The 13,215-nt window shown below is 71.4% G+C and carries 14 protein-coding genes; 11 read left to right on the top strand and 3 right to left on the bottom strand.

The window, feature by feature from the left end; genetic code table 11:
• Window positions 1-377 precede the first annotated feature (377 nt).
• The 7 genes from ABD259_RS17320 (at window position 378) to ABD259_RS17290 (ending at window position 6,215) form a co-directional block, all read left to right on the top strand.
• On the top strand, window positions 378-1,097 hold the full coding sequence (locus ABD259_RS17320; protein WP_344102384.1) for a PIG-L deacetylase family protein: 720 nt from the start codon (window positions 378-380) through the stop codon (window positions 1,095-1,097).
• A 105-nt stretch (window positions 1,098-1,202) separates the two neighbouring features.
• Entirely contained in the window at window positions 1,203-1,739 is a 537-nt protein-coding gene (locus ABD259_RS17315) for a YbhB/YbcL family Raf kinase inhibitor-like protein (protein WP_344102386.1), read from the top strand.
• 169 nt (window positions 1,740-1,908) lie between these two features.
• Window positions 1,909-2,559 carry an HAD family hydrolase gene (locus ABD259_RS17310; protein ID WP_344102388.1) on the top strand — a complete coding sequence of 217 codons (651 nt, stop codon included), beginning with the start codon at window positions 1,909-1,911 and terminating at the stop codon, window positions 2,557-2,559.
• A gap of 463 nt (window positions 2,560-3,022) precedes the next feature.
• Window positions 3,023-4,030 (top strand): ATP-grasp domain-containing protein, encoded by a 1,008-nt coding sequence (locus ABD259_RS17305; RefSeq protein ID WP_344102655.1) that lies wholly within the window; start codon window positions 3,023-3,025, stop codon window positions 4,028-4,030.
• 74 nt (window positions 4,031-4,104) lie between these two features.
• On the top strand, window positions 4,105-4,881 hold the full coding sequence (locus ABD259_RS17300; RefSeq protein WP_344163994.1) for a 3'(2'),5'-bisphosphate nucleotidase CysQ family protein: 777 nt from the start codon (window positions 4,105-4,107) through the stop codon (window positions 4,879-4,881).
• A gap of 186 nt (window positions 4,882-5,067) precedes the next feature.
• Window positions 5,068-5,619, top strand: coding sequence for a DUF1707 SHOCT-like domain-containing protein (locus ABD259_RS17295; RefSeq protein ID WP_344163897.1), 552 nt, complete (start codon window positions 5,068-5,070; stop codon window positions 5,617-5,619).
• Between the two features lie 176 nt (window positions 5,620-5,795).
• Window positions 5,796-6,215, top strand: a complete 420-nt coding sequence (locus ABD259_RS17290) for a DUF1707 SHOCT-like domain-containing protein (RefSeq protein WP_344102660.1) — start codon at window positions 5,796-5,798, stop codon at window positions 6,213-6,215.
• Between the two features lie 27 nt (window positions 6,216-6,242).
• On the opposite strand, the gene ABD259_RS17285 is transcribed toward ABD259_RS17290, so the two are convergent.
• Window positions 6,243-6,737, bottom strand: a complete 495-nt coding sequence (locus tag ABD259_RS17285; protein ID WP_344102392.1) for a DUF3145 domain-containing protein — start codon at window positions 6,735-6,737, stop codon at window positions 6,243-6,245.
• 227 nt (window positions 6,738-6,964) lie between these two features.
• On the opposite strand from ABD259_RS17285, the gene ABD259_RS17280 reads away from it, so the two are divergent.
• The 4 genes from ABD259_RS17280 to ABD259_RS17265 all read left to right on the top strand — a co-directional run bounded on the left by ABD259_RS17280 (window position 6,965) and on the right by ABD259_RS17265 (window position 11,590).
• Entirely contained in the window at window positions 6,965-7,552 is a 588-nt protein-coding gene (locus ABD259_RS17280) for an RNA polymerase sigma factor (protein WP_344102394.1), read from the top strand.
• Window position 7,553: 1 nt separating this feature from the next.
• Entirely contained in the window at window positions 7,554-8,105 is a 552-nt protein-coding gene (locus ABD259_RS17275; RefSeq protein ID WP_344102396.1) for a hypothetical protein, read from the top strand.
• 387 nt (window positions 8,106-8,492) lie between these two features.
• Entirely contained in the window at window positions 8,493-11,132 is a 2,640-nt protein-coding gene (locus tag ABD259_RS17270) for a CHAT domain-containing protein (RefSeq protein WP_344163894.1), read from the top strand.
• A 38-nt stretch (window positions 11,133-11,170) separates the two neighbouring features.
• On the top strand, window positions 11,171-11,590 hold the full coding sequence (locus ABD259_RS17265; RefSeq protein ID WP_344102400.1) for a DUF2203 domain-containing protein: 420 nt from the start codon (window positions 11,171-11,173) through the stop codon (window positions 11,588-11,590).
• 88 nt (window positions 11,591-11,678) lie between these two features.
• Here the strand turns inward: ABD259_RS17265 and ABD259_RS17260 are convergent, their stop codons facing one another.
• Together ABD259_RS17260 and ABD259_RS17255 are read right to left on the bottom strand one after the other, a co-directional pair.
• The gene (locus ABD259_RS17260) at window positions 11,679-12,332 is read right to left on the bottom strand and encodes an MBL fold metallo-hydrolase (RefSeq protein ID WP_344102402.1); all 654 of its coding nucleotides are present in this window, start codon (window positions 12,330-12,332) and stop codon (window positions 11,679-11,681) included.
• Window positions 12,333-12,339: 7 nt separating this feature from the next.
• Window positions 12,340-13,125 (bottom strand): enoyl-CoA hydratase-related protein, encoded by a 786-nt coding sequence (locus ABD259_RS17255; protein ID WP_344163991.1) that lies wholly within the window; start codon window positions 13,123-13,125, stop codon window positions 12,340-12,342.
• Between the last annotated feature and the right edge of the window lie 90 nt (window positions 13,126-13,215).

Here is a 13,215-nt window from a genome sequence, read left to right as displayed (position 1 = left end):
TGCCTCTCGGTTGGGGGACATCGGGGCTGTGACTCCTGACTCTGCAGCCCCAGGCACCCGATATGCCCAACTCTGTCCGGCCTATCCCCCACAGCGCGGTAAACAGTGCGCGTCCCGGCCGTGACCCTGGTGATCGGGCGGCCCATCCCATGATGTTCCGTGGCCTGAGGATCGCGGCGGGCAGGCGCCGGCCCCGCGCCGGTTCCCACCGTTCGGCTCGGGGGCTGGCCCCGGCCCCGTGTCCAGGTCACATCCTGTGCCCACTGGTGGCTCAGGTCATGGTGGGAAAATGGTGCCAGCCGTCGATGCCCCCCGGCACACGGGGGTTCCCCCGCTCCGCGGCTCCGAACGAGGATCGCAGCAAGGAGGAATCGCCGATGCTGCACGACAACGACGTCGAACGGGCTCTGGTGATCATGGCCCACCCCGACGATGTGGACTTCGGATGCGCCGGAACGATCGCACTGTGGACCGACGCGGGGGTTCAGGTCACCTACCTGATCGTCACCGACGGCGACGCGGGAGGTGACGAACGCTCCCTGGACGGCGTGCACATGGCCGAGCTGCGCCGCAACGAACAGCGCAAGGCGGCGGAGATCCTGAACGTGTACGACGTCCGGTTTCTCGGCTACCCCGACGGGCGCATCACCCCGTCCTTCGAGCTTCGCCGCGACATCACCCGCGTCATCCGGCAGGTCCGGCCGCAGCGCATGCTGATTCCGAGCCCGGATCGCGACTGGTCGGCCATCGCGCCGAGCCACCCCGACCATTTGGCAGTCGGCGAGGCGGCGATCAACGCCGTCTACCCCGACGCCCGCAACCCCCACGCCCACCCCGAGCTGCTCGCCGACGAGGGGCTGGGCACCTGGAAGGTGGCGGAGGTGTGGCTGGCCCACGGCCCCTCCCCCGATCACTACTCCGACATCACCGACGTCGTCGACCGGCGTATGGCCGCGCTCGCCTCGCACACCAGCCAGATCCGCGACTTCACCGAGCTCGACACCGCCATGCGCGGCTGGCTCGCCGAGAACGCGGCCGAGGGCGGCCTGCCCAAAGGGCGGCTGGCCGAGGTGTTCAGGGTGGTCGACACCGCATAGCGTGCCGGGCGTGGCCCGCCGCGCGGGCCGACACACGGCACGATAATCGTGGACGTACGGGGGCGGACCCGCTCCCGTGACTCCGATGACTTCAGGAGGCGCAACGTGGCACAGCCGCCATCTCCCTACGACTTCCTTCCGGACGTCGCGTCGTTCACTGTTACCAGTCAGGACGTCAGTGAGGGCCAGACCCTGCCGATGGCTCAGGTCAGTGGGCTCATGGGTGCGGGCGGGGAGGACATCTCCCCGCAGCTGTCGTGGAGGGGATTCCCCGAGGGGACGCAGAGCTTCGCCGTCACCTGCTTCGACCCTGACGCGCCCACGGCCAGCGGGTTCTGGCACTGGGCGGTCTGCGACATCCCGGCGTCGGTGACCGAGCTTCCGGCGGGAGCGGGCGGCGACGAGGCCGCCGGGCTGCCCGCCGGGGCCGTCACCCTCCGCAATGACGCTGGGAGCAAGCGCTACATCGGTGCCGCACCGCCGCCCGGCCACGGGCCGCACCGCTACATGTTCGCGGTGCACGCCCTGGACGTGGAGACGCTGGGGATCGACGACTCGGCGAGCCCGGCGTTCCTCGGGTTCAACCTCTTCTTCCACACGCTCGGCCGCGGCATCCTCACGGCGCTCTACGAGCAGAAGTGACCGACCGCGCGCGGGATGTCCCGCGGGAGCCCCGCGCGGTCGCTCAACAGGTCCGTCGGAGTCGCCCGTCGGCGGCTCCGACGCTGTCCCGGGCTCGACGCCCCTCCGATTCGCACATAGCCTCTGTTCGAAGCAGCCGCATTCGAACATGAACGGGGTGTGAATTCACATGGCGATCAACCGGGGCGTCACTCCGCCTTCCTCGTCCTCCTCCTTCCCTACGACGGCGGTCTTCGACTACGGCGAGGTGATCTCCCGGCCGCAGCTGCCCGAAGCACGGGACCGGATGGAGCGGATCGCAGGGGTCGACCCCCGGGACTTCTGGACCGCCTACTGGGACGAGCGCCCCGACTACGACGGCGGCCTCACCTCGACGGAGTACTGGGACCGCATCTCCCTGCGCCTCGGAGCCGACTGGGACGGGGCCCGGCGGCAGGAGCTGTGGGCGACCGACGTCTCCTCCTGGCTGCACGTCACCGAGCGGAGCGCCGGTCTGGTGGACCGGCTCGCCGACCGGGGCGTGCGGCTCGCGCTGCTGTCCAACGCCCCCGCCGACATCGCCGGAGCACTGCGCCACTCCCCGGTCCTGACCCAATTCGATGCCCTGTTCTTCAGCTGTGACCTGGGGATCCGCAAACCGGACCCGGACATTTACTCCCACGTGCTCACGGAGCTCGGCGTCACGCCCCACGAGACCGTCTTCGTCGACGACCGCGAGGAGAACGTCCTCGCCGCGAAGCGCCTGGGGATCGACGCGCACCGCTACGGGGACGCCGACGAGTTGGAATCGTTCCTTACCGAGCGTTTCGGAAAGTTCTGAAACTGCGGATTGGTTGACCATAAAACGTCTTCCCCTGGCCGATAACGGTCAGGGGAAGAGGGGTTGCGCTACGCCGCGGATGGATACCCGAATTCACCTGAACGCAGCGTGAAGCGGGGCCGATCGGACGCGGAATTGCGACAGAGGACAGAATCCGGGGACACGGCTCCTGCCCGTGCGGGGTACGCCCGAGCTTTATTTCCGCCCCGCCTGACGGTCATGGACACGACCGGCGCGCCACGCGCGACGGTCCCCCGCGGTTGCCTCAGGAACCGAATCCGGCCACTCTCAGGTGAAGCGCTGGTCAGAGGCATACGCTCGAAATGTACTAACGATCGATCGACTGTCCCGTCCGGGCCCGCCGACACGCCTCGCTGACCCGAGCCGATCGCCGTGCAACTCCATCTTCGAGTGGAAAGGTCCATCGGTGCCCGCTGAACAGCTCCCCGATCAGCCGACCGTCGTGGTGACCACCGCCGGATCCGCCCAGACCTCCGGAACGATCCTGCACCTGCGCCGCCAGGGCTTCCGCGTCATCGCCACCGACATCGACCCGGCCGCTCCGGGGCTCTACCTCGCTGATCGGGGCTATCTTGTCCCCTCTGGATCCAACGACGCCTACCTCCCGCAGATCCGCCGCATCTGCCACGACGAAGGAGCCATCGCGATCGTCCCGCTGGTCGACGAGGAGCTGGTCCCCGTCGCCGAACTCGCCTTCGACGACGTCGCGGTGCTCCTGCCCAGGCCCGGCTTCGTCACCACGTGCCTGGACAAATACGTGCTGATGCGGCGGCTCGCGGCGGCCGGCATCAGCGTCCCCGCGACCTGCCTGGCCTCCGAGTGGGACGGGTCGCTGGAGCCGCCGCTCGTGGTCAAGCCGCGCGCCGGCCGGGGCAGCCGCGGCGTGACCGTGTGCACGTCGCGCGACGAACTGCTCGGGCTGCTGACCGACGGCCCCTACCCTCCCAACGACCTCATCGTCCAGGAGCGGATCGGCGGGCCCGAGTACACCGTCTCGGTGGTGGTGTGGCGCGACGGCGAGGTCCAGGCGGTGGTGGCCAAGGAGGTGATCCTCAAGCGCGGGGTCACCAAGTACGCCGTGACCCGGCGCAACGAACGCGTGGCCGACGTGTGCCGCGCGGTGCAGCGCGAGCTACGCGCCGACGGCCCGTTCAACGTCCAGCTCGCCCTGGACGGCGATGGTGAGCCGCGGATCTTCGAAATCAACCCGCGCTTCTCCTCCACCGCGCCGCTGACCATCGCCTCCGGCGTCGACGAGGTCACCGGACTGCTGCGCCAGGCCACAAGCGGCGGCCCGCGGCTGGCCGACGAGTGGGTGGAAGGGCTGGTGATGGTGCGGCGCTGGAGTGACGAGTTCCTGCAGGAGACGGAGTTCACCGGCCACGGCATCTCCCCGGCCGCTACGGACGCCGTCGCCGCAGCCCCCCAGATCGCCCAGGTCGCCAGATGAGCGAGCGGAACCAGCGGTTGGCCGCCGCCGACGGCCGCCGGTCCAGTTCCCGCTCAAACGCTCTGCTTACCGGCATGGTCCAGGCCGTGGTGGAGGTGGGCGCGCTACTCCGCACCTGGCGTGGCGACGCGCAGGCGACGCGGGGGGTCTGGGAGGAGGGCCAGTTCAAGGCCGAAGCGGACGCGAGGGCCCACGACGCCTTGGGGAGGCGGCTCCGGGGGATCGCCGCCGACATCCCGGTGCTCAGCGAGGAGGACCCGGACTCGCTGCGCGGTGACCGCCCCGCGAGGTACTGGTTGATCGACCCGATCGACGGAACCGCCAGCTATGCGCACGGCTACCCCGGCTACGTCACCCAGGCGGCGTTGGTTGACGACGGTCGGCCCCTGCTGGCCGCGATCTACGCCCCCGAGGACGGTGCACTGTACACGGCGGCGCGCGGACGAGGCGCGGCCGCCCGCGGCCGCTCGCTGCCGCGCATCCCCGGCATCGCCCCGGGGGCGGGCGTGCTCACTGATAACACCCCCGCCCCGCACGGAATCGCCCGTGATATCTATGAGCACTTCGGCTGCACCGCGTACCTGGAGTGCGGCAGCATCTCGCTGAAACTGTGCCGGATCGCCGAGGGAGCGGCGCACCTGTTCGTCAAGGATGTCCCGGTGCGTGACTGGGACGTCGCCGCTCCCCAACTCCTGCTCGAAGAGACCGGCGGATATCTGCGCAGGCTGGACGGTACGCCGTTCGGTTACGGCGGGGGCTTCGAGCACGTCGGGCTGATCGGCGCGGCCGATCCGGCGGTCGGGGGCGACATCGCCCGGTGGTATGCCACGCGTGGGGCCACAGGCCGATGAACCGGCCGCGGCGGCCGCGTCATACGAAAGCTGTACGGGTGATCCGGCCCTCGGGAGGATGAACTTCGCATTCCACGCCATCTAAGATGTCACCCGGGCACCGCCGGGTCCACCGGAGGTGCCCGCGGCCGACCGCCGGGCCGGTGAGCCTCGGCGGTGGCGCAGCGGTGGATCTGACGGAGGGGAATGGCGATGGGTTCCGACATCACGCCGCACCGCGGGATGCGCGCGTCCGACGCCGATCGCGACGCTGTGGCCCAGCGTCTGGCGTCGGCGCTGTCGGACGGACGGCTCGACCTGGCCGAGTACGAACGTCGGCTCGACACCGCCCTGTCCGCCACCGTCTACGGCGAGCTGGAGCCGCTCACCGCCGATCTGCCGACGCCCCAGCGGCCGGTACAGGGCCCCGTCGACCTGGCCGAGGTCGGCACGGAGAACTCCGCCCCCTCCCCCTGGCGCGAATGGTTCGACGAATGGCGCTGGTGGCTGGGCGGGGCCGTCATCATGACCGGAATCTGGGGCGTCACCAGCATCAGCGAGGGGGAATTCACCCACTTCTGGCCGGCGATTCCGCTGGGGATCTGGGCCGCTGTCCTCCTCGCCCACCTCGTCTTCCCCTCACACGGCGACGATGACGACCCGGACCTCGACTCGGACCTGGAAGAGAAGGGCAGGAACCGGCACACGGAAAGGCGCAGGAGAAAAACGAGACGCAGGGACCGCAAGCGCCGCCGCTGAGCACCGCGGCGGCCATCCCTGTCTCGGCCCGTCCCGCCCCGGAACCGCATCACCGGCACACGACTCTGCCGCTTGGGTGCCTTTTCTCGCTGTGGCGCGCGGCGTATCGTAAATATCCCCAGCATCGTGCGTCAGGGGGGTGGGCGTTGGACGACGATCGCGTCCCGGAGAGCCAGATGCGCGCCTCGGACGCCGACCGCGACGCCGCTGCCGAACGGCTCGCGACGGCCCTGACCGAGGGCCGGCTCGACCTGGCCGAATACGAACATCGGCTGGACAAGGCTATGCACGCGGTCGTCCTCGGCGAACTGCGCGCCCTGACGGCCGATCTGCCGTTACCCCCCGAACCCGCGGAGGAGCCCGAGGGTGAACTGGCCGGCGCGGGCCACTCCGCACTGTCTCCATGGCACGACTGGGTGGACGAGTGGCGCTGGTGGCTGGGCGGGGCCGTCATCATGACCGGAATCTGGGGCGTCACCAGCATCATGGGCGGCGCGCTACTCCCCTTCTGGCCCCTGGTTCCGCTCGGGATCTGGGCCGCCATCCTGGTGGCCGCCGCTATCTGGCCGGACGAGACCACCAGCAGCCGCCGATAGCCGGGACGCGGGGGCCGCGGACCGCCCTCAACCGGCGGCGTGCAGCCAGCGCACGGGGGCACCGTCCCCGGCGTAGCGGAAGGGTTCCAACTCCTCATCCCAGACCCGGCCGGTCAGGCGATCGAGTTCCTCGACGAGATCGGCATCGTGGGCGGCGGCGCGCTCCATGGCGTTGCGTAACCGCGCCTCCGACACCATGACCTCACCCGACGCGCTCGTCACCGCGGTGAAAATCCCGAGGGTCGGTGTGTAGCTGAAGCGTGCGCCGTCACACCCCGGAGTCGCCTCTTCGGTCACCTCGAAGCGCAACCGCTGCCAGCCGTTCAGGGCCGACGCGATCGCCCCCGACAGGCCCGGGGCACCCTGCCAGTTCAGCTCGGCACGGTGGGTACCGGGAGCCGCGGGCTGGTCGCCCCAGTCGAGTTTCACAGGCACGCCAACTACGCCCGCGACCGCCCACTCGACGTGTGGGCACAGCGCCGCGGGCGCGGAGTGGACGTACAAGACGCCACGTGCGGACACCGAACCTCCTGATACGAACGAGTGCGCTTCCCCGACGCCCTCGTATCCGCAGAGGAGCCGTCCGTGTGATTCTCCTCGGCCTATTGTGCCCCATGGGCCCCATAGGCACCAGGTCATGCTCGTCCCGAAGATCCGGAACTTTCCCGGCTACGGCGGTGACCAATCGGTTACTGTGATCTCCGTTCTTCCGCGTGATTGCGGGGGCAGTGAGTCTATCGGGGGTGCGGGTGAGTGACCAGCCCTGGACCGAGATGGCAACCGGCGAACTGGTGAAGCGCGCACTCGACGACGCCGAGGCGCTGGAGCACCTGATCGCCAGATTCGCCCGCCGCGTGCGGTCGGTGGTCCGCTTCTACGGGATGTCCCTCCACGACGCGCAGGATGCCGAGCAGACGGTCTGGTTCAGCTTCTGGCAGCACCTGCCCCTGATCCGCACCCCGGAGCACGCCGGCGCGTGGCTCGCCGCGGCCACCCACAACGCGTGCCGCAAGCAGCTGAAACTGACGCGACGCCTCGCCTTGGAGGACCCCGTCCAGCTGGACATGTTCGACACCCCGGCCGCCCGGGACCGGCCCACCCCCGAGGAACACCTCCTGGCCACCGAACGCCGACGCCGGGTCTACCGCGCCATCACCGAACTGGCCGAGCCCGACCGCACTATCGCCATCCTCGACATGGACGCCCCTCGGGCATCGGCCTCCTACGTCGCGGACTTCACCGGCCTGCCGCTCGACCGGGTGCCCAGCGCCCGGCGCCGCGCCCGACGGCGCCTGCGCCGCCTGCTGATCGACGACAGCACTGGGGAGTGTCCGTGAGATGACCGCCGAGGACCAGGGCATCGACAACCACCGATCGAGCGTCCGCCGCGCCGGGCCGCGTGCGAGCGGCTTCGCCCACGATCCGTGGGAGGCGACCCTCGACGACCGGATGGCGGAAGCGCTGCGGGGGGGCTCTCCCCCCGATGACCCCGCACCCGCCGATATCCGAGCCACGGCCCGCGCCGCCTTCGCGACGCGAGCGGACGACGCCGTTATCGCCGAGGTCGTCACCGACTCCCTCGACGACCCGGCCACCGACCTGCGCGCCATGTCGGACCTCGCGACCTCCCCGCGCTACCTGCGTTTCCACGCCGCGGGCCTGACCGTGCGGGTGGAGATCACGGTCCGCGACGACCACCGCGACATCGTGGGCCGTGTCAGCCCCACCGACGTCACCGACATCCACATCCGCTGGCCACGGGGCACAACCCGGCATAACCTCGACGAATCCGGTACCTTCGCCGCCCGCTCACTCCCCCGGGGGCCGGTGAGCATCCTCCTCCGCCGCAAGGACGGGCCGCCGGTCAGCACCCCCTGGATGGCCTACTAGACGGCCCTCGCGGCGTCCGCGAGCGCGAGATCGGGGCGAGACACAAGGGCGCGGCTGGACCGGCGCGGTCACGCGGCCACCCGCACCCTCGCCAGCACGGATCACCCTCGATCGGAGCCCGCCTGGCGCGCGGTCCCCCGGTGCCCCGGGAGATAAGCGACCGCCTGCAACAGGGGGCCGTCGTCGGGCGTCGGGGACGTGTATCGGCAGTGTTTTCCGACCTCGGGCGAGAAATCAGGACGGTTCGGTCCGTGGAAAACCACAGTGCCCCTCCCGTCCGAGGATCGCTGGGTGATATCACTTGCAGTGACGCATTGCCAACAGACAGCGACGCGAGTGCTGTTCCAGCGTCCCCCTGCACGATCGTCACGTGCGAAAGGTTCACGCATGGCGGATCCGCAGCATGTCGATGTTCACCTGCCGATTACGCTCATCGCCCGCGACCCGGAGAAAGCGCGGCGGCGGGCCGAGGAGATGCTCGCCGATACGCCGGATCCGGGGACGAGATCCGTGGCACTGCGGATCATGGGCATGGCGCAGCGGGAGTCCGGGGAAACCGCGCGGGCGCATCGGACGCTGCGGCAGGCCGCGGCGGTGGCGGTCCGGGCGGGCCTGGACGAGGCGGCGGCGCACGCACGGGCCTCGCGGTTGGGACTCCTGGCGCTGCGCGGAGATGGGGGGATCGCCGGGGCCACGCTGGGCCGGATGGCGGCGGGAACCCCCTCGACGCGGGTACCGACTCTGGTGCACCAGGGGGTCGCGGCCGCCCAGCGGGGGCGCTTCGGAATGGCCATCACCCGTTTCGACGCGGCACTGGCCGAGCTCGGCCGCGCCGCCGATACACGCATGCTGCCGGGGCTCCTGACCAACCGCGGACTGGCGCTGATGTACTCCGGGTGTCCTGCGGCGGCGGCCGAGGATCTGGGGCGGGCGCTGGAGTTGGCCGAAGGCCAGTCGCTGGACTGCCTGCGCGGGGTCGCGCTGCAGAACCTGGGATGCCTGGCGACGCGCCGGGGCGACATCGCCACCGCCGTCGCCCGCTTCAGGGCGGCCGCCGGCCTGGTTCCTGAGCGGCGCAGGGTCGGACTGCGGCTCGACCATGCCGATGCTCTCCTGGCCGCCGGAATGTTCGGGGAGGCCCGGCGGCTTCTGCTCGGCATCTGCCCGGAGGGCGTTTCCGCGGACGAGATCACCACGCGGCTGCTCCGCGCCAAGGTTCACTTGAGCCGCGACGAGCGGGACGCCGCCCGCGATCAGGCGTCGCGGGTTCGCGCCCGGTGCGCTCCCGACTCGCTGTGGGCTCGGCTGGCCGACCAGGTAATGTGGTCCGCCCTGCGTATCCCGCGTCCCCGACCGCACCCCGGGAGGCCCGAGGGTCCGCGCCCCCGGCCCGCGGGGATTCCCCGCCCGCGTCCCGCACCGCCCGGCAGCGGGACCCGCACCACGACCCCGCCGCCCGGCGGGCCGGGCACGCGCGCAACCGCCGCTCCCCCGTCAGCGGGAACGGCCCTGGCCATCGCCCGATGCGTGTCGAGCGCGCCGCTGGGTCCGCTGTCGCCGGAGGTTCTGGCCCCGCGCCACACCAGTGCCCTGCGCGCGATCGCCGCCGGTGATCACGCGCGGGCGCGGCGCGAGCTGCTGCGGGCGACGGAGGACGGCCGCCCGGTGGCTCCCGCCGTACGCCACCTGGAGCTGCTGGCCCACCAGCGGACCCACGAACGCGAGGTGGCCGCCGCCGGAGCCCGGGGCGCGCTGGGCGAGCAAGATGCCACGGCCGCGCTGGAGTGGGTCGAGTACGGACGGACGCTCTTCAGCGCCCCGGGGCGCTGCCGCGACCCGGTGTGGCGGGGCATGCTCGACCGGTGCCGGGCGGCGTTCGCCCGCCTCCGGGCGGGAGACGACGAGGCGTCGGCCGAGGTGCGGCGGATCGCCTCACTGCTCGGCCCGGCGCAGTGGCACAGCGGATGCGTGGCCGCTGGGGCGGGCAGCGGTGCGCTCGGTATCGTCGACCGGCCGAGTACGCCCACTCCCGCTCGCGGTGGCGCGTCCGGACCCGGCGCGTCGGCGGCCCCGGGCACCTTCGACACCGCCGAGCTCTCCGAACGGCTCGGTCGCTGCGCCTTTGTCTGCTTCACGCAGCCCCACGGTGTACCGACGGCGATCACCGTCGTGGACGGGCGGGTGGCCGCCCATCCACTGCCGCCGCTCCCCATCATCGACGACGCCGTCCACCGGCTTAACGGTCTCGCCCGGATGAATGCCCGCACCGACGGCTCCGACATGGGCGCGAGTCTGAGCGCCCTCGCCGCGGAGGTCGAGCGGTTGCTGTTCGCCCCGATCTCCGGGCTCCCCGACGATCGCCCGCTGGTGATCGCTCCGGCGCCGTTTTCCCAGGCGCTCCCCTGGGGGGTGCTGCCCTCCCTGCGCGGGCGGGAGGTGAGCGTGGTCCCCTCGGGCCGGGCATGGCTGGCCTGCCGCAGGCGCGCACGGGCCGTCGACCGCCGCGCCCCGCGGGTGCTGCTCGCGGCCGACGGGGAACTCGGCGCCGCGGCCTCGGAGATCCACGCTCTGCACCGCCGCTTTCCCGCGGCCGATGTGTTCACTGGGACCGATGCCCGGGTCGGGGCCGTCCTGGACCGGCTGGTCCACGCCGACCTGGCGCACATCGCCGCCCACGGGCTGATGCCCGCCGGTGCCCCGATGCTCTCGGGGCTCGCCCTCGCGGACGGCCCTCTGTTCGCCTACGACCTGGAGCTCCTGGCCTCCGTGCCCGCCCTGACGGTGCTCTCCTCGTGCCGGGTGGGGGCGACCGTCGCCTCACCGGCCGGGGTGCCCATCGGGTTCGGCACCGCGCTGCTGGCGCTGGGGGGCGCGACCGTCGTCGCGGGCGTGCTCCCGGTGCGTGACCAGGGCACGCCGGACGCCATGACCCGCTTCCACCAGGCCATCGCCTCCGGCGCCACACCCGCCCGCGCGGTCGCCGACCACCTCGCCGACACCGGCTTCGTCTGCTTTGGCGCTGGTTGATCCGCCTCTCCGCACAGCGCGATCGGTACGGTGAATCCATGAACGACGAGACGCCCCCAGCCGGGACCGGACCGGAGGGTGCAACGGCCGAACCGCACCTGTTCACGCTCGACGAGGCACGCGCCCTCATGCCCGAGGTGCGCGAACGGGTCGACGAGTTCGTCCAGCTCCGCGCCGACCTGGCGGAGCTCGCCGCCGATCTGCGGATCGCCGGGAGTTCGCCTCTGGGCGGAGTGCCGGAGCTCAAGGCGATGGAGGCGCGGTTCGGCGAGATGCACAGCTGGTTTCCCAGCCACGGCATCGAGGTGAAGAACCTGGCGCCGGTGCTCATCGACTTTCCCGCGCTGCTCGACGGGGTCGAGGTGCGCCTGTGCTGGCTGGAGGGCGAGCCCGAACTGGCCTGGTACCACCGCAGCGAACTCGGCTTCGTCGGCCGTCGGCGGCTTCCGCCGAGCTGACGGGGGACCCCCGTGCCGCCTGCCGGGCGGCACGGGGGTCCCGATTCCGCGTCATTCGCTTCGGGGACGTCCGTCGACGCCCGACCTTCTACCAGCCGCGCTCTCGCCACTCTCCCAAGTGCGGGCGTTCCGCGCCCAGCGTGGTGTCCTTGCCGTGGCCCGGGTAGACCCAGGTGTCGTCCGGCAGCACGGCGAAGACCCGCTTCTCCACGTCGTCCAGCAGCGACCGGAAGTCCTCCGGCGCCCAGGTCTTGCCCACGCCGCCGGGGAAGAGGCTGTCCCCGGTGAACAGGTGCACCTGGCCCTGCGGGTCGTCGTAGCGCAGGGCGATCGAGCCCGGTGTGTGGCCACGCAGGTGGATGACCTCCAGGCCGCACTCCCCGACGGGGATGCGCCCGCCGTGCTCGACCGGCTCGTCCACCGAGACCGGAAGCTCGTCCGCGTCATCGGGATGGGCGACGGTCCGGGCACCGGTCATGCCCACGATCTCGGCCAGTGCCTGCCAGTGGTCATAGTGGCGGTGGGTGGTGATCACACGGGCAAGCCCTTGGTCGCCGATGAGCTCAAGGAGGCGGTCGACCTCGTTCGCGGCGTCGATCAACACCGCCTCGCCCGTGCGCCGGCAGCGCAGCAGGTAGGCGTTGTTGTCCATCGGCCCCACGGCGAGCTTGGCGATGACGAGCTCGGGCAGTTCGCGTACGTCGGCGGGCCCACCGACCCGCGTATCTCCGGAATAACTCACGCCCCTATTACAGCACCCAACGCGGGGGGCGCTTCTGGAAGAAGGCCTCGCGCCCCTCCGCCGCGTCGTCACTGGCGAAGAATTCGCGGGACACCTCGCCCATGCTTGCGAACGCCGAGGCCCGCGCCTCCGCGTCCGGGCCGTTCAGCAGGGCCTTGGTGCGGGCCAGCGCGCGCGGCGCGCTCCTGCGCAACCCGTCGAGGACCTCCTCGGTCGCCTCCTCGACGCGGTCGGCCGGGACGGCGGCGGTCAGCAGTCCAGCCTCAGCAGCGGCGCGGGCGCCGAAGGTCGCGCCGGTGAGGAAGTAGCGGCTGAGCTGGCGGTTGTGCATGCGCGCGGTGACGGGGACGGAGATGATGGCAGGCACCACGCCGATGCGCACTTCGGTGAAGGCGAAGGTGGCCTCCTCCGGTGCGATGGCGATGTCGGCGGCGGCGACCAGGCCGATGCCGCCGGCACGGGCGGGGCCGTTGAGGCGGGCGACGACCGGCTTCTCCGCGTCCATGATGGTGGAGAACAGGTCGGGCATGCCGGGCGCATCGGGATCGGGGGCCTGACCGGCGCGTTCCGCGGCGACCTCCTTCAGGTCGGCTCCGGCGCAGAAGGCCGGCCCGACAGCTGTGAGAAGGATCGCGCGCACGGCGTCGTCGGCCAAGGCGGCGGCCAGGCCGGCAGCGAGTTCGGTACGCAGCCGAGCGGAGAGCGCGTTGCGGTTGTGCGGCGAGTCGAGGGTGAGGGTCGCGACACCTCTCTCGGTGCTCCGGCGCACCAGCGGCGCGGTGGCGTCCACCATGGTCGTTGTGCCCTTTCGTAGCTGCGTTGTCCTGGTCGTCACCTCCGTTGATCTCGGCGATACCGGCCGAATACTCGTCGGTATTACGTC

It is taken from the genome of Nocardiopsis rhodophaea, assembly GCF_039530945.1.
GTDB lineage: Bacteria > Actinomycetota > Actinomycetes > Streptosporangiales > Streptosporangiaceae > Nocardiopsis_C > Nocardiopsis_C rhodophaea.
The sequence above is the reverse complement of the archived record's forward strand: the minus strand, read 5'-3'. Positions and strand labels throughout refer to the sequence as shown.

Bases quoted from the DNA above. Each gene is read 5' to 3' on its own strand.
- ABD259_RS17320 (WP_344102384.1), top strand. From the start codon at position 378: ATGCTGCACGACAACGACGTCGAACGGGCTCTGGTGATCATGGCCCAC.
- ABD259_RS17310 (WP_344102388.1), top strand. From the start codon at position 1,909: ATGGCGATCAACCGGGGCGTCACTCCGCCTTCCTCGTCCTCCTCCTTC.
- ABD259_RS17300 (WP_344163994.1), top strand. From the start codon at position 4,105: ATGGTCCAGGCCGTGGTGGAGGTGGGCGCGCTACTCCGCACCTGGCGT.
- ABD259_RS17295 (WP_344163897.1), top strand. From the start codon at position 5,068: ATGGCGATGGGTTCCGACATCACGCCGCACCGCGGGATGCGCGCGTCC.
- ABD259_RS17290 (WP_344102660.1), top strand. From the start codon at position 5,796: ATGCGCGCCTCGGACGCCGACCGCGACGCCGCTGCCGAACGGCTCGCG.
- ABD259_RS17275 (WP_344102396.1), top strand. From the start codon at position 7,554: ATGACCGCCGAGGACCAGGGCATCGACAACCACCGATCGAGCGTCCGC.
- ABD259_RS17270 (WP_344163894.1), top strand. From the start codon at position 8,493: ATGGCGGATCCGCAGCATGTCGATGTTCACCTGCCGATTACGCTCATC.
- ABD259_RS17265 (WP_344102400.1), top strand. From the start codon at position 11,171: ATGAACGACGAGACGCCCCCAGCCGGGACCGGACCGGAGGGTGCAACG.
- ABD259_RS17255 (WP_344163991.1), bottom strand. From the start codon at position 13,125: ATGGTGGACGCCACCGCGCCGCTGGTGCGCCGGAGCACCGAGAGAGGT.